Source organism: Asticcacaulis excentricus (genome assembly GCF_003966695.1).
GTDB classification, from domain to species: Bacteria; Pseudomonadota; Alphaproteobacteria; order Caulobacterales; family Caulobacteraceae; genus Asticcacaulis; species Asticcacaulis excentricus_A.
The window spans coordinates 2,358,968-2,374,028 of sequence record NZ_AP018827.1; the positions used below are offsets into that span (position 1 = coordinate 2,358,968).

General features: G+C 62.7%; 13 protein-coding genes and 1 pseudogene. 1 reads left to right on the forward strand and 13 read right to left on the reverse strand.

From position 1 onward, the window contains the following. The first annotated feature begins 146 nt into the window (after positions 1-146). Positions 147-896: a LytTR family DNA-binding domain-containing protein gene (locus tag EM6_RS10870; protein WP_126422709.1), complete on the forward strand. Its 750-nt coding sequence runs from the start codon at positions 147-149 to the stop codon at positions 894-896. A 33-nt stretch (positions 897-929) separates the two neighbouring features. Here the strand turns inward: EM6_RS10870 and EM6_RS10875 are convergent, their stop codons facing one another. From EM6_RS10875 to EM6_RS10935, 13 genes and pseudogenes are all read right to left on the reverse strand, one after another. Beyond that, positions 930-1,607: a response regulator gene (locus EM6_RS10875; RefSeq protein WP_126422710.1), complete on the reverse strand. Its 678-nt coding sequence runs from the start codon at positions 1,605-1,607 to the stop codon at positions 930-932. Then, on the reverse strand, positions 1,604-4,264 hold the full coding sequence (locus tag EM6_RS10880) for a sensor histidine kinase (protein ID WP_126422712.1): 2,661 nt from the start codon (positions 4,262-4,264) through the stop codon (positions 1,604-1,606). Before EM6_RS10880 ends, EM6_RS10875 begins: the two co-directional genes overlap by 4 nt. After that, positions 4,261-4,821 carry a potassium-transporting ATPase subunit KdpC gene (gene kdpC / locus EM6_RS10885; RefSeq protein WP_232037126.1) on the reverse strand — a complete coding sequence of 187 codons (561 nt, stop codon included), beginning with the start codon at positions 4,819-4,821 and terminating at the stop codon, positions 4,261-4,263. Before kdpC ends, EM6_RS10880 begins: the two co-directional genes overlap by 4 nt. Positions 4,822-4,837: 16 nt before the next feature. Continuing rightward, the gene (gene kdpB, locus EM6_RS10890) at positions 4,838-6,904 is read right to left on the reverse strand and encodes a potassium-transporting ATPase subunit KdpB (protein WP_126422716.1); all 2,067 of its coding nucleotides are present in this window, start codon (positions 6,902-6,904) and stop codon (positions 4,838-4,840) included. Between the two features lie 4 nt (positions 6,905-6,908). Continuing rightward, entirely contained in the window at positions 6,909-8,618 is a 1,710-nt protein-coding gene (gene kdpA, locus EM6_RS10895) for a potassium-transporting ATPase subunit KdpA (RefSeq protein ID WP_232037055.1), read from the reverse strand. A gap of 154 nt (positions 8,619-8,772) precedes the next feature. After that, positions 8,773-8,865, reverse strand: coding sequence for a K(+)-transporting ATPase subunit F (gene kdpF / locus EM6_RS10900; protein WP_126422718.1), 93 nt, complete (start codon positions 8,863-8,865; stop codon positions 8,773-8,775). 298 nt (positions 8,866-9,163) lie between these two features. Further along, positions 9,164-9,600: pseudogene (locus EM6_RS10905) on the reverse strand (IS5 family transposase); the annotation flags it as partial. An 88-nt stretch (positions 9,601-9,688) separates the two neighbouring features. Further along, the gene (locus tag EM6_RS10910) at positions 9,689-10,393 is read right to left on the reverse strand and encodes a class II aldolase/adducin family protein (protein WP_126422720.1); all 705 of its coding nucleotides are present in this window, start codon (positions 10,391-10,393) and stop codon (positions 9,689-9,691) included. A 26-nt stretch (positions 10,394-10,419) separates the two neighbouring features. Continuing rightward, complete coding sequence (locus EM6_RS10915) at positions 10,420-11,574, reverse strand: LLM class flavin-dependent oxidoreductase (RefSeq protein WP_126422722.1); 1,155 nt, start codon at positions 11,572-11,574, stop codon at positions 10,420-10,422. A gap of 13 nt (positions 11,575-11,587) precedes the next feature. Then, positions 11,588-12,556: an LLM class flavin-dependent oxidoreductase gene (locus tag EM6_RS10920; protein WP_126422724.1), complete on the reverse strand. Its 969-nt coding sequence runs from the start codon at positions 12,554-12,556 to the stop codon at positions 11,588-11,590. Between the two features lie 8 nt (positions 12,557-12,564). Continuing rightward, on the reverse strand, positions 12,565-13,620 hold the full coding sequence (locus tag EM6_RS10925; protein ID WP_126422725.1) for an ABC transporter substrate-binding protein: 1,056 nt from the start codon (positions 13,618-13,620) through the stop codon (positions 12,565-12,567). Continuing rightward, on the reverse strand, positions 13,620-14,222 hold the full coding sequence (locus EM6_RS10930; protein ID WP_126422727.1) for a nitroreductase family protein: 603 nt from the start codon (positions 14,220-14,222) through the stop codon (positions 13,620-13,622). The genes EM6_RS10925 and EM6_RS10930 overlap by 1 nt, the downstream gene beginning before the upstream one ends. Then, positions 14,219-15,061, reverse strand: a complete 843-nt coding sequence (locus EM6_RS10935) for an ABC transporter ATP-binding protein (protein ID WP_126422729.1) — start codon at positions 15,059-15,061, stop codon at positions 14,219-14,221. Before EM6_RS10935 ends, EM6_RS10930 begins: the two co-directional genes overlap by 4 nt.

A 15,061-nucleotide genomic window follows, 5' to 3' on the forward strand; every position in this document is an offset into this window, starting at 1 on the left:
GACCCGTCCGCTCTAACCGCCTGGCACAGCGCGTAAAGGCGTCATTCGCCAATGGGCAAACGGGTTCGTGGTCCGGCGATTGGGCGCTCTGGCGGTGCGTGGCGCAGGCGGCTATAGTGCACCAAACCGCCTTGACCTGAGCCCCGATGCCGACTTCGCTATCCACTCGCCTGACACAACTGAGCCGTAACCCCGTCGCGCAATGGGCCGCCGTGGCCACGGTCGCCGGTCTGATACTGGGGGTGCTGGGGCCGTTCGGCAGCTATCTGAATACGGGTCTGGAAAAGCGCATCGCCTATTGGGTCGTGTCGATGCTGGTGGGGGCGGCGCTGTTCGGGGGCACCCTGCGGGCGGTCAGGCGTCTCGCCCCCGGCGGCGGTGTAAAAAGCCTCAGTTTTCTGGCCGTCGCCCTTGGGCTCGTCAGTCTGTTGCAGGCGTTTCTGACGCGCGCAGCCGCCTTCTGGCTGTGGCCGGAACTGCACCGCTTCGACCTGTCGCCCGTCCTGTGGTACGGCCAGACCCTGCTGATCGCCGGGTTGATGGTCACCGTGGTGTGGGGGCTCCAGCGCCGCGCGGCCGCGCGCCCTGTTCTCCCAGATACGGAACCGCCCTCCGCTCTGCCGAGGGACGTGCTGGCCCTTCAGATGGAAGATCACTATGTGCGCGTCCACACGCCCACGGGCGCGCAACTGGTGCTGATGCCGCTGCATCAGGCGATTGCCCAGCTTGAGGTCGAAGGGCTGCGGACGCACCGGTCCTGGTGGGTGGCGCGTCACGCGGTCAGGGCTATTGAGGGTACGCCGCGCGCTATGCGCCTGCACCTGACCAATGGCCTCACCGCGCCGGTCGCCCGCTCGGCGGTGGTGCACCTGCGTCAGGCCGGCTGGTTGTCCTGAGGCGTGGCTCAGGTCATGGGTATAAGCAATGGCCTAATCCTGAAAGCGATAGCCAATGCCGGGTTCGGTCAGGATAAAGCGGGGCTTTAGCGGATCATCTTTCAGCTTTTCGCGCAGGTGCTGGGTGTGGATGCGCAGGTAATGGGTCTGGTCCGAGGTGTGGCGGTTCCACACCGCCTTAAGAAGCTGGGCGTGAGTCAGCACCTTGCCCGGATGGGCAATAAAGGCCGAAAGCAGCTTATATTCGATGGGCGTGAGGTGGACGTTTTCCCCCTCAAGCCAGACGCGCCGGGCGGCCGTATCGACCTTAAGCCCGTTACGCTCGAAGATCCGGGGCACATCGCTCTGCTTTTGGGCGTGGCGTAGCGCCACCTTGATGCGGGCCAGTAATTCGCCGGGGGCAAACGGCTTGGTCAGGTAATCATCGGCACCGTTTTCAAGAGCTCTGATCTTGTCCGCCTCCTGTTCACGCGCCGACAGCACGATGATGGGGATTTGCGACCATTCGCGCAGGGACGGGATGACGTCCTGCCCGTCCTGATCCGGCAGGCCCAGGTCAAGTATGAGCAGATCGGGGGCATTGAGCGTCAGCGCTTTCAGGCCGTCCTGCGCATTGCCGGCTTCAAGCACCTCGTGACCCTGCGCAGACAGGATGGCGCGCAGATGGCGGCGAATATCGCCTTCGTCTTCGATGATCAGAACCTTGGTCATACGGCGTGTGTATAGGCTGGCAGGGTAAAGATAAAGCTGGCGCCACCGGTGGGGTTGGTCTTGGCGTAGATCAGGCCGCCGTGCGCTTCGATTATGCCTTTACAGATCGCCAGACCCAGACCATTGCCCTGACCTGAGCGGTCAGAGCTTAGCCGGTCGGAAGACAGTCCCCCCGCCCGGTGGAATTTTTCGAAAATCTGGTCTTCTTCGCCGGGGGGCAGGCCCGGTCCATTGTCACTGATCCGAACGCGGACGCGATCCGCGTCGGTTTCAAAGCTGAGGGTGATGATGCCGTCGTCCGATGTATGGGCGATGGCATTTTCCAGCAGGTTGATCAGGGCCTGTTCGATCAGGGCTCCGTCGATATTGACCATCGGAATCTGACCGCTCGTGACGGTGCGAAGCTGGCGGTCTCCCTTTTGAGGGTCAACGCGCTGCAACGCGGCCCCGGCGATTTCCTGAATGAGGTAGGGCCCGAAGTTGAGCTTGAGCTGGCCCGATGTGATGGCCGCCATGCGCAGGAGGTTCGCTACGAACTTTTGCAGGCTGGTCAGATGTCCCCACAGGGAGGTCAGTTCATCGACCGCTTCACGCGGCAGCTTCTTGCGCATCTTCAGCAGCGAGGCGACCGCGCCGTTCATCACGGTCAGCGGCGTCTTAAGGTCGTGCGACAGCGAGGCCAGCAGGACATTGCGCAGCTTCTCATTCTCGGTTTCGACGCGGGCGCTTTCGGCTTCCCGGCTTTGGCGGGCGCGCTGCAAGGCGCTGGCGATCAGGCTGGCGACGGTTTCAAACACCAGCCACTCGGCCCCGGTGAACTGACGCTCGCGGTCGCGCGGGGTCAGCCCCAGCACACCGGGTTCGCCGGGCAGAGGCACGTAGAGGCCGCTGGCAGACGGAAGGGTGTCGGTATGTCGCCCCGCGATCTGGCGGTTCTGGGCCACCCACTGCATGGCCCCCAGCTCGCGCGGATCGGTTTCAGGGGCGCCCGTGATCTGAGCACCGTCGTTCCACAAGGCGACCTCGACATCAAAGGCCGTCGTCAGACCCCGCCGGACTGCATCGCCTATCTCATCAATGCCCCGCGCCGCCGAAAGGTCACGGGACAGATCATAAAGCAAGCGGGTTTCGGCCTCGCCCCGCCGCGCCAGCCGGACGTGCAGCGACAGGCGTGCCGTCAGAGAGCCTACGATCAGCGAGGTCGCCAGCATGACGGCGAAGGTCAGCGCATAGCTGATGTTGTCAAAGGTGAAGCTGTAATAGGGCTTGATAAAGAACCAGTTGAACGCCGCGACCGAAAGGACCGACGCCAGAATCGACGGCCCGATGCCATAGCGCGCCGCGACGATGACCACGCCGGTCAGGTACAGCATGACCAGACTGTCCGGGTCGATCATTTCGCGGAAGGGCAGGCCGAAAAGGGTCGAGGCCGCAACGGCCACACCCGCCATCAGGTAGTTGCGGGGGGCCGTGGCCAAAAGCGTGTGCCTGATAGCGTCCCGGGGCCGCGCTTGCGCCTGATCCGCCGTGAGCGTCGTAATCTCCAGTCCGGCCCCCTGAGCCATCAGCTTTTGTGACAGCGAGGGCTGACCAAAACGCCACCAGACGGGCCGGCTGTGGCCAAGCACCAGGCGCGTAAAGCCATTGTGGCGCGCGTAGTCAAGGATGGTGGCCGCGGCACCGCCAGCGATCAGACGCGCGACGCGCCCCCCCAGCTTTTCGGCCAGCCGCAGATGGTGCTCGACCCTCAGCCGGGCCTTGTCGGACAGGGTTTCGTGCCGGTCCGTTTGCAGGTAGAGGGCGGACCACGGCGCGCGTGAGCGGTCGGCCATGCGCTTGGTGTGGCGGATCAGGCGTTCGGACAGGGCGTCCGGCCCCACCAGCACCAGAATCTTGTCGCCTGTGGCCGCTTCGGATTGCCCCATGGCCGCGCTGAAGGCGTCATTATCCGCGTCCACCCGCTCGGCGGCCCGACGCAGCGCCAGTTCCCGCAAGCGGCCAAGATTGCCTTTTTTGAAGAAGTTGTCGGCGGCCCGCTGAGGTGCGCCTTCGGCGACATAAACCTTGCCTTCCGACAGGCGTTGCAACAGGTCTTCGGGTGGAATGTCGATCAGCGCGATTTCATCGGCTTCGTCAAACGCCACATCCGGCACGGTTTCCTTGACCCAGACGCCGGTCAGCCGCGCCACCACATCGTTGAGGCTTTCGAGGTGCTGGACATTGAGCGTGGTGTAAACGTCGATGCCGTTTTCCAGCAGCTCCTCGATATCCTGCCAGCGCTTGGGGTGGCGTGAGCCGGGCGCATTGGTGTGGGCGTATTCATCGACCAGGATCAGATCGGGCTTCAGTTGCAGGGCGGCGTCGAGATCGAACTCACGCACGCTGACGCCCCGATGGTCGATCGTCTTTTGTGGCAGGACGGGCAGGCCGTCGAGCAGGGCGAGGGTCTCCGGGCGATTGTGGTGTTCCGCCACGCCGATAATGACGTTCCGGCCCTCGGCGTGAAGACGCCGCGCCTCGCTGAGCATGGCGAACGTCTTGCCCACCCCGGCGGAGGCCCCGAAGAAGATCTTCAGCCGCCCTCGCGACAAGCCGCCCGCGTCATGGCTGACGAGGGCGAGCAGTTTATCGGGGTCGGGTCGGGTGTCTGCCTTCACTTCAGCCTTCCGTCGAGTCGCAGATTGACCTCTAGCACATTGACGCGGGCTTCGCCGAGGACTCCGAAATCGGGCGTTTGTGTCGCTGCGGCGATGGCGTCACGCACGCGCTGTGGCGGGATGTGGCGAGCGGCGGCGATGCGCGGCACCTGTACCGCCGCCGCCGCCGGGCTGATGTGCGGATCAAGGCCGGAGCCCGACGCCGTGAGCAGATCGACGGGCACGGGACCCGTCAGGTTCAGCGCGTCGCGGCGGGCCTTGGCCGCTTCGATCAGGGCGGGATTATTCACGCCGTAATTGGAGCCTGACGAGGCGGCCGCGTTGTAGGGGGCTGGCCCCGTGGCAGAGAGGCGACCCCACAGATATTGCGGCTGGGTGAAGTTCTGCCCGATCAGGCGCGAACCGATAACGGTCTGACCGTCGCGGATCAGCGAGCCCTGCGCCTTGTCGGGAAACGCGGTCTGGACGATGGCTGTGGTCGCCAGCGGATAGAGCCCGCCAAACAGGACGGTGAAGACGGCCAGAGAGACGACGGTGGGTTGGATGTGTTTGATCAGTGACATCGTAAAACTCCTAAACCAGACCGACCACGGTCAGGCCCATATCGATCAGCTTGATGCCGATGAAGGGCGCCACAATGCCGCCCAGCCCGTAAATCAGCGCGTGGCGGGTCAGCATGTAAGACGCGGACTCGGCCCGGTACTTCACCCCCTTCAGCGCCAGCGGGATCAGGGCAATGATGATCAGCGCATTGAAGATGACCGCCGACAGGATGGCGCTTTGCGGGGACGACAGGCCCATGACATTGAGCACCCCCAGCGCCGGGTAGGTCGTGGCAAAGGCCGCCGGGATGATGGCAAAATACTTGGCCAGATCGTTTGAGATGCTGAACGTCGTCAGCGCCCCACGCGTCATCAGCAGTTGCTTGCCGATCTCCACAATCTCGATCAGCTTGGTCGGATCGGAGTCGAGATCGACCATGTTCCCGGCCTCTTTGGCGGCCTGCGTGCCGGAATTCATGGCCACGGCCACGTCCGATTGCGCCAGAGCCGGAGCGTCATTGGTACCGTCGCCGACCATGGCTACCATCTCGCCACCTTCCTGCATCTTGCGGATATATCTGAGCTTTGTCTCCGGCGTGGCCTCGGCCACAAAGTCATCGACACCGGCCTCCGACGCAATGGCCGCTGCCGTCAGCGGGTTGTCGCCGGTGATCATCACGCTTTTGATGCCCATCTTGCGCAGTTCAGCCAGACGCACCTTGATGTCCGGTTTGACGATGTCCTTAAGATAGACCACGCCCAGAACCTTGGGCCCTTCGGCCACCATCAAAGGCGTGCCGCCCTTTTTGGCGATGTCCTCGACGGTGGTGGTGACCTCAGCGGGGACCAGTCCGCCCTTGAGGTTGATCAGGCCCGCAATGGCATCGCCGGCGCCTTTCAGAATGTGGCGCTCGTTGATGACAATGCCCGACACGCGCTGTTCGGCCGAAAACGGGATGAACTCGGCCTTGAGGTCGGCGGCCGAGCGTTCCGGCAAGCCGTACTGCCCGCGCGCTAGGGCGACGATCGAGCGGCCTTCGGGCGTTTCGTCGGCCAAGGACGACAGTTCGGCGGCTTCGGCGAGCTGCTGTAGGCTGACATTCGGGGCGGGGAAGAACGCGACCGCCTGACGGTTGCCGAAGGTGATGGTGCCGGTCTTGTCCAGCAGTAGCACATTGACGTCGCCCGCGGCTTCGACCGCCCGGCCAGAGGTGGCGATGACATTGGCCTGGATCAGGCGCTGCATACCCGAAATGCCGATGGCCGACAAAAGCCCGCCGATGGTCGTCGGTATCAGGCAGACGAGCAGGGCGATGAGGACGGTGATGGAGATGACGGTGCCCGATCCGGCCTTGGCGACGCTGAACAGCGAGAAGGGCAACAGCGTGGCGCAGGCCATCAGGAAGATCAGAGTCAGGGCCGCCAGCAGGATAGACAGGGCGATTTCGTTGGGGGTCTTCTGCCGTTTGGCGGATTCCACCAACCCGATCATCTTGTCGAGGAAGCTCTCGCCCGGATCAGCGGTGACACGCACGATGACCCAGTCACTGAGGACGCGCGTGCCTCCGGTCACCGCGTCGCGGTCGCCGCCGGATTCACGGATGACCGGGGCGGACTCGCCGGTGATGGCGCTTTCATCGACGCTGGCAATGCCTTCGATGACCTGCCCGTCGGCGGGGACGATATCCCCGGCCTCGACGCGGATCGTATCCCCCTTGCGCAGGGTGCTGGCGGCGACCGTGGTCAGCTTGCCCGACTTGTCGAGCTTGCGGGCTTCGACATCGCGGCGCGCCATCTTGAGGCTATCGGCCTGCGCCTTGCCGCGCCCTTCGGCGAGGGACTCGGCGAAGTTGGCGAACAGGACGGTGAACCATAGCCAGAAGGCGATCAGGCCGACGAACCACACGGGCTGCCCGCCACCGATGACCGTGCCGGGAACGACCAGCATGATGGCCAGGATGAGGGTGGTGATGATCGACCCGACCCAGACAAGGAACATCACCGGATTGCGCGCCTGATAGCGCGGATCGAGCCGCTGGAGGGCCTGAAGAACGGCCAGCCTGAAGTCGGTTTTGTGGGTTTGCAGAGTTGCGGACATGGGGTTAGCCCTTGATCAGGTTCAGGTGTTCGATGACCGGGCCGAGCGCCAGCGCCGGGGCATAGGTCAGAACGCCGACGAGGACGATGACGCCGATCAGGAAGACGACGAACAGCGGCGTGTGGGTCAGAAGGGTTCCGGCAGAGGCCGGAACGGTGCGCTTGGCGGCGAGTGAGCCCGCAATGGCCAGCACCGGCAGCAGCACGAAGAAGCGGCCAAACAACATGCACAGGCCAAGCAGGGAATTGTAGAAAGGGGTGTTGGCGCTCAGACCGGCAAAGGCGGAACCGTTATTATTGGCGGCTGAGGTGAAGGCGTAAAGCACCTCCGAAAAGCCCTGCGCGCCCGGATTATAGATACCGGCCTGACCCCACGGTGTCAGCACCGCCACCGCCGTGCAGATCAGCACGAGGGCGCAGGGCAGGAGCACCGCCATGGACGCCATCTTGATCTCAAACGCGCCGATCTTCTTGCCGAGATATTCCGGCGTGCGCCCGACCATCAGGCCTGCGATGAAGACCGTCAGGATGACAAAGACCAGCATCCCGTAAAGCCCGGAGCCAACGCCGCCATAGATGACTTCACCGAACTGCATCAGGGTCATCGGGATTAGTCCGCCCAGTGGGGTGAAGCTGTCGTGCATGGCGTTGACCGAGCCGTTTGAGGCCGCGGTGGTCGCCGTCGCCCAGATGGCCGAATTGGCGATGCCGAAGCGTGTTTCTTTTCCCTCCATATTGGTGGCGCTATCGGCGCCTACTGTGATCAGATGCGGATTGCCGGCCTGCTCCAGCCCGATGCACGCGGCGGTCAGGGGCACAAAGACCAGCGTCATGGCCGCGAAAATCGCGATGCCCTGTCTGCGGTCACCGATCATCTTGCCGAAGGTGAAGCACAGGGCCGCCGGGATGAGCAGGATCGCCAGCATCTCGATCAGGTTCGACAGGGGCGTCGGGTTCTCAAACGGGTGTGCCGAGTTGGTGTTGAAGACACCGCCCCCATTGGTGCCCAGCATCTTGATGGCTTCCTGCGAGGCCACAGGACCCAGAGCGAGGGTCTGAGTGCTCCCTTCGAGCGTGTGAGCGGTGGCATAGGCTGCAAAGGTCTGGATGACGCCCTGACTGCTGAGCGCGATGGCCACGATCAGCGCCAGAGGCAGAAGAATGTAGAGATGGATGCGGACCAGATCGACCCAGAAGTTACCGAGCTTATCCGTCGTCTGACCTGTCAGACCCCGGATAAGCGCCGCCAGGACGGCGATGCCGACGGCCGCCGACACAAAGTTCTGCACGGTCAGGCCGACCATCTGGCTGAAATAGCTCAGGGTCGCCTCGCCGGCATAGGACTGCCAGTTGGTATTGGTCACAAAGCTGACCGCCGTATTGAAGGCCAGATCCGGCGTGAGATTGGGCAGGTGCTGCGGATTAAGCGGCAGAAAGCCCTGCGTCAGCAACAGCGCGAACAGCAGAATAAACCCGCCGAACGAAAACAGGATGACCGCCGTGGCGTAATCCGTCCACGTCATGTCCTGATCAGGGCGGACATCGCCCAGAGTGTAGATGAGGCCTTCAACCGGTTTAATGACCGGGCTGAGCAGGTTGCGCTGACCCGACAGGACGCGCGCCACATAGCCGCCGAGCGGCACGGCCAGCGCCGTCAGCGCCGCCATATACAACACAAGCTGAAGCCAGCCTGCGGAGGTGATACCGAGGAACATGTTCAATTGTCCGGAATTAAAGCGGAATGATTTCAAATGGAATCATTCCGCTGAAGCCGCCATTGAGGCGGCGGCCAAGGTGGCGAAGCCACCGCCCGGCGAGGGGCTAAACAAAAACCTAGATCATTATGTTTCTACCAGAAATCATAATGATCTAGGGGAAAAGTTCGGGCTTGATCAGGGCGACGATCAGATAGCCCGCCAGCGCCACGACGATAATGGCGGAAGCGATGTAGAGCGCGGTCATTGGCCGCCCTCACGCAAGTGGTCAGCAAAGCGGACAAAGGCCAGACACAGGGCGAAAAACCCCATCCCGGCAACAAGATAGACGATGGCCATGACGCCCTCCGTTATCGAAAAATCAACGGATGCGGTTTACGCCTCAGTGCATATAGCGGGTGTATAGATGCAAACAGTCCGCATATAGATTGTGTATAGGCCTGCGGATGGCCCCTGTTGCACTGCGTCCTATGGCTTTGCGGTCTGGCGCATTCTCAAAACAGAATTTTTCGCGGATCGGAGGGGCAAATGACTCACTTACCTGAACCGGCCGTCAGTTCCAACGCGATAGGCCGGCCTTCGGCATCGACGACAGCGTGGATTTTGGTTGTCAGCCCGCCGCGGGAACGTCCCATGCAGCCGTCGTCAAGGCCCCCTTTTTGCCGTGGCACCATGTTGGCGCACGCGGACGCAGGAGGAGTCAATCATGATGATATCACCGTCAAAGGTCTTTGATATATCCGCTAAAATCCGGTCCCAAACGCCAGCTTTGCGCCACCGGACAAAGCGATTATAGCAGGTGGTCGAAGGCCCGTACCGCTCCGGAACATCCGCCCATGGCGAGCCTGTCCGAAACCGCCATGAGATGCCGTTGATGACGCGGTGATCATCAACACGAGAGACTCCGCGAGGCTTTTTCGGCAGTAGCGGTGCAATAAATCGCCCATTCTGTCTCTGTCAGCTCGCAGCGGCGACGGGTCATGAAAAAGGCCTCCAAATCAGTGGAAGCGATTATTGCGATGAAAACGCCCCGCTATTCCGCGGGGCGCCTGTTTGGTTTTTGATTGCCTTTACTCAGCGGCCAGGGCAGCCGAGTCGGCCTCGGTCCATAGGCCGCTCATCTTCCATTGTTGTTCCAGAACGCCCGGACCGTAGGATTTTGAGCCGCCCAGCGTCTCGGCAATGGCCTGAAGCCTCGCGCCTTCTTCGAGGTTCACAATCGTATTGGCGAGAGCCAGAATGCCTTTGCGGCCCCAGACGGTCGAACCGCCATTGGCTTCAAGAATGGCAAAATGACCCGCGTCTTCTTCGAGGCGCTCCAGAATGAAGTTCGCTTCACCCTGACGGCGGTCGATATAGACGGGCAGTTCGCGGACCCGTGTCCAGCGTTGCACCGGCACGTAGCGGATCGTGAGCGGGCGATGCGCCTGTGACCAGGCCCCCAGATAGACCGAGTGCACGTGGCTGACGGTCGTGATGTCGTCGTGTTTGCGGAAGATGGGCAGGTAGCGCCCGCCGCCACCGGCATGGCGGGCTTCGCCGAGCAGGAGATTACCGTCGAAGTCATAGACGGCAGGTTTCAGTTCAGCGTCGGGGGCGAACGGCCCGGGGTAGCCGATGGATACGATCAGCGGTTCGCCCGGCACACGCTCCACGAAATTGACCGTGCCCGCAGCTGAGATTGTGTGCGTGTCGCGCAGGCCGCGGAAGGCAATGGCCGCATCTTTTTTGACCTGTTCGACAAAGGCCAGAACGGTTTCAGACAGTTGAGACATGGGAGTTCCTTTCAAAACAGGGAGGGTTATTCAGCGGCGATGGAAAAGGCGGCCTGACGGCCCCGGACGAGGGGGAGGACCTCCTCACCTACGCGGTAGGCTTCTTCGAGGTGCGGCGTCGCGGCGAGGATGAAGCTGTCGGCGCCCAGTTGGATCAGTTCATCCAAACGTTCGGCGCATTGCTCATAGGAGCCGACAATTCCAAGGGCAGGCCCGCCGCGCAGCAGCGAAAAGCCGGTCCATAGATTTGGGCCGATGATCAGGTCGTCGTAATAGCGGGCGTCCGAGGCGCGGAAGGCGGCCTGCCGCGCGGCACCGACGGAGTCGGAAGCCTGCCGGAAAGCGTCGCTGCGTTTGTGCGCGGTGGCTTCAAACCCGGCCTTTGCGTCGGCCCAGGCCTCTTCTTCGGTGGGGCGCGCGATCAGGTCCACACGGATGGAGCACTTGATCTTGCGACCGAGGGCGTCGGTCTTTTCCTTGACGGCGGCAAACTTGGCCTTGATCTGATCGAAGGGTTCGAGCCACGACAGGTAGAAGTCGGCATGTTTCGACGCCGAGGCCAGAGCCGCATTCGATGAACCGGAGAAGTAGATTTCCGGCAGGTCTGTGGCGGCCAGCGGCGCGGGAAGCTGACCGTTCTCGACGCTGTAGAAGCGACCATCATAGCTGAACGGCGCGTCTTTCCACACCCCTTTCAGGATGTCGAGAAATTCGGTTGTGCGGCCATAGCGGTCATCGTGGGCGAAGCTGTCGCCCCACCACAGTTGAGCCGGGCCTCCGCCGCCGGTGATGATGTTGAACAGCGCGCGGCCTTGCGTGGCCAGTTGCAGAGAGGCCGTCAAACGCGCCGTTTCGACGGGGTTGATGAAGCCCGGCTGAAAAGCAATCATAAAACGGAAGGTTTTGGTTTCGCGCGCCAGATGTGACGCTATGACCCACGGATCATCGGTCATGGGGAAGGACGGGATCAGTCCGCCATGGAAACCGGAAATTTCGGCAGCACGTGCAATCTGAGCAACGTGGTCGACATAGGTCGTGCCATCGGCCTGACCGTCGTACAGGCCCGGAGCCTGATTGCCGGGTTGAAGCGGCACCCAGTCGCCGCGCGTCAGGTTCGGATTGCGAATAGATGACGAGCAGCCGTGCGTAGGCAGCCGCCAGAAGAAGTCGATCTTGGACATGTGTTGCCTTTCCTTAAGCGGCCTTGGGGTGCGCCTGCCGCAGCAAAGGCAGGACGTGTTCGCCGACGCGATAGACGGTTTCCAGACTGCGCGGCGCGAAGAGTTCGAAGCGATCAACGCCCAGATCGCTCAGCAGGGCGATGTCTTCGGCAACCGTGCGATAGCTGCCGATCAGGGTGGCCGCATCGCCCTCAAACCCCGCGCGGCGGGCCTCAAGAGCGGCCCGCTCCCCATCGTCATGAACGAAGACGCGCGCTTTCAGCCCCACGCGCACATGGCGACCATGGTCAGCGGCCAGTGCCTTCAGCCTGCCGATGCGCGGCGCGAGATCGGGCGTGCCGAGTGGCAAGGCGTGAACATCCGCAAAGGCTGCCGACAGTGCCAGCGCGGCGTCATCCGTCCCCGAAAGTGTGATCTCCGGCAGATCGAGGCCGCTCAAGGGGCCGGCGAAGCCACCTTTGAGCACCTCAAAGAAATCGCCCTTGAAGGTGAAATCGCTCTGGCTGGCGACGCCTTTGGAGACGATCAGAAATTCCTCCAGACGACGCGAGAGGTCAGTGTCGTTCGCAAAATCACCCAGTGCCCGGCGTTCGGTCGCCTCCGGGGCAGACCTCAGCGCCCAGCCGAGGCGGTTGCGGCTATAGCGCTGGAAGGTGACGGCCTCTTTGGCCGCATAAACAGCTGATCCCTGACCGGGGCTGAACTCCGCAATCAGATGCGGGCGACGGACTTCGCGGGCGATGGCACCGACGACGATCCACGGCGCGACACCGTTGCGGTCATCGGGGGCAATCAGGCCGTCAAAGCCCGTCAGTTCGGCGGCCCGCGCCACCTGAGCCAGATAGTCGAACAGGCTATAAACGCTGCCGCGCGGGTCACTGATTGTGGCATTGGCCACGGGTTTGTTATCGCGGCTGAAGCCGTCGAAGGCGGCGGATCGGTCATCACCTGCCGTCGGTAGGCGCCAGTAGAATTGGGTCATGGATAGTCTCAAACCGTTTCAAGGGGTTGCAGGGGAAGGGCGAGGTCTGGAGCCTCGCGGGCGGCCTTGAGCGCCGATCCGTCGATCCATTGACCGACATCAACAGGGGCTTCGATCAGCCGATGGCGGAAGAGGAAGTCGGCCTGATCCTGAAAAGCGGCGACGCGCTCAGGCGACAGAGAGACGTCGAAACTCCTGGCCAGTTTTTCGCCATATCCGGCGCGCACGGCGTCGGGCGTCGTGCCGGTTTCAGAGGCGATGATGTCGGCCACTCGCTGTGGGTTGGCGCGCGCCCAGTCGGAGGCCTGATCTATGATGCGCAGGTAAAGAGCGATCAGTTCGGGGTGATCGTTGAGAAAATGCCGGTGCACTGTGATGGGGCGGGGCGTGCCGTTATTGATGCGCAGCACCGGATCAGACAGCGTGTTGAGATCCAGTACCACCTCAAGCCCGTGCTTGGCCTGCAAGGCGACGGCGGGCGCGCCCTTGGCATAGATCAGATCGACTTCGCCCGAAAGCAGGGCGTCTTCACTGGCCGAAGACCAGGTGCCGCCCCGTCGCTGACCATTCCAGTTGACTTCCGGAGCGTGCAGGTCCTTCAGCGTGACGTCATCAAGCGTCAGACCGTGAAGTTTCAGCGCTGTTTCGTATCCGCGCAGCGCCATAGCCCGCCAGATATCGACGGCACCGGGGGCATTCGACAGACCGAGCACCTTGCCTTTCAGGGCATCAGGGGTGAGGCCACTGCCCGGACGCGCCAGCAGAAGCTGGGTTTCATCGACCCAGGTCAAACCGACCACCACCGTATTGTCGTGCCCTTTGGCACGAGCCCAGAAGGCCGGGACGTTGCCGCCTTCGCGGAAGAGGGTGCGCAGATCATGGTAGAAGTGCTGCGAGCGCAGCTTGGGGTCGGTGGTATCCTGAAGCGTCTGAGTGCGGAAACCGCGCGCAGTAAAGGCCTGATCGAACCAGCCATGATGCAGGGCAATGGCTGTGGCCGTCGGAACGGGGCAACGGGTGATCCATACCGTGTCGGCGGGCACCAGCGGGGGCAGAAGCGTCATCAGGGTTCTCCTCTGAAACGGCCTTCGTGAACGAAGGTCTCAAACGGGCGGCGCGCGGAAGGGGCTTCCTGCGCGTGGAAGGTTTCGGGCAGGTCGTGCAGCGGGCCGCGCCGACCAACGGCGACGGCCACGTGGACGGCGAAATTGGCGGTGAGGCCAAGGGCTGCGGGTGCGGCGGCGCGGTCGAAGCCGCCTATGGCGCGGGCACTCAGGCCCAAAAGATGCGCCTGATGGGCAAAGGCGGCCCAGGCGGCTCCTGCATCAAAGGCATGGCTGCCGACCTCTACGGTTTGACCGTTAAAGACAAAATCCGTGCGAGAAAGGACGAAGACCAAAGCGGCCGACCGGCGGGCCCAGCTCTGGTTCTTGGCATTGAGCAGGGACAGCAAGGCGTCAAATTCGGGCGTCTCGCGGTGGGCATAGACGAAGCGCACCGGCTGCGCGTTGAAGCCCGACGGAGCCCAGCGCGCGGCTTCGAAACAGGTATTCAGTTCTGCATCGGAAATCGCTTCGCCGCTGAGGGCGCGGCTGGACCAGCGTTCGACAAAGGCCGGGTCAACCGGGAAGGCCGCACGGCGGGCGGTGGTGTCGTCAAAGCTCATCTGGGCTCTCCCTTGTGCAGGGGAACGACGGTCGCGTTATCTTCTGGGGTTTCGGTCAATTCAGCGATGATTTCGTCTTTCAGCCGGTGCAGAACGGGCGAAGCGCGATCACGCGGATGTGGCAGCTCGACATCGACCGTGTGGACGATGCGGCCGGGATTGGCCTGCATGACGACGACGCGATCCCCCAGATAAAGCGCTTCTTCGACATCGTGGGTAATCATGATCATGGTGGCCCCGCTGGCCAGCCAGATGCGCTGAAGCTCCTTTTGCAGGTGAATGCGCGTCAGGGCATCCAACGCCCCGAACGGCTCGTCCAGCAGCAGGACCTTGGGCTCATTGACCAGTGCGCGGGCGATGGCGGCCCGCTGCGCCATGCCGCCCGACAACTGATGCGGCCAGGCCTTTTCAAAGCCCTTCAGACCGACGAGCGCAATGTGTTCGGCGACCAGCTTGGCTTTGGCGGCCTTTGACAAGGGCCGGTTGGTCAGGGCGAGCGCGATATTGTCTTCCAACGTCATCCACGGAAAGAGCCGGTGATCCTGAAACACCAGCCCGCGTTCCAGCGAGGTGCCGACGACACGCTGTCCATCGAGCGTAATCGTCCCCTCATAGGCATCATCGAGCCCCGCGATCAGACGCAGCAGCGTGGACTTGCCGCAGCCGGACGGCCCGACTATGGAGACGAACTCGCCGGGATTGACGCTGAGGTCGAACCCCGCCAGCACCTTCAGTTCACGATCCCGGAAATTGAACTGCTTGCGTATGCCTTTGAGCGTAAGGGCTCCGGTTTGACGGGGCGGCGCACCGGTAAGGCTGGACGGAGAAACATAGTCCAT

Excerpts from the sequence above, each read along its gene's own strand:
- EM6_RS10870 (WP_126422709.1), top strand. The coding sequence starts at position 147 with ATGCCGACTTCGCTATCCACTCGCCTGACACAACTGAGCCGTAACCCC.
- EM6_RS10875 (WP_126422710.1), bottom strand. The coding sequence starts at position 1,607 with ATGACCAAGGTTCTGATCATCGAAGACGAAGGCGATATTCGCCGCCAT.
- kdpB (WP_126422716.1), bottom strand. The coding sequence starts at position 6,904 with ATGTCCGCAACTCTGCAAACCCACAAAACCGACTTCAGGCTGGCCGTT.
- kdpA (WP_232037055.1), bottom strand. The coding sequence starts at position 8,618 with ATGTTCCTCGGTATCACCTCCGCAGGCTGGCTTCAGCTTGTGTTGTAT.
- kdpF (WP_126422718.1), bottom strand. The coding sequence starts at position 8,865 with ATGACCGCGCTCTACATCGCTTCCGCCATTATCGTCGTGGCGCTGGCG.
- EM6_RS10910 (WP_126422720.1), bottom strand. The coding sequence starts at position 10,393 with ATGTCTCAACTGTCTGAAACCGTTCTGGCCTTTGTCGAACAGGTCAAA.
- EM6_RS10915 (WP_126422722.1), bottom strand. The coding sequence starts at position 11,574 with ATGTCCAAGATCGACTTCTTCTGGCGGCTGCCTACGCACGGCTGCTCG.
- EM6_RS10920 (WP_126422724.1), bottom strand. The coding sequence starts at position 12,556 with ATGACCCAATTCTACTGGCGCCTACCGACGGCAGGTGATGACCGATCC.
- EM6_RS10925 (WP_126422725.1), bottom strand. The coding sequence starts at position 13,620 with ATGACGCTTCTGCCCCCGCTGGTGCCCGCCGACACGGTATGGATCACC.
- EM6_RS10930 (WP_126422727.1), bottom strand. The coding sequence starts at position 14,222 with ATGAGCTTTGACGACACCACCGCCCGCCGTGCGGCCTTCCCGGTTGAC.
- EM6_RS10935 (WP_126422729.1), bottom strand. The coding sequence starts at position 15,061 with ATGGACTATGTTTCTCCGTCCAGCCTTACCGGTGCGCCGCCCCGTCAA.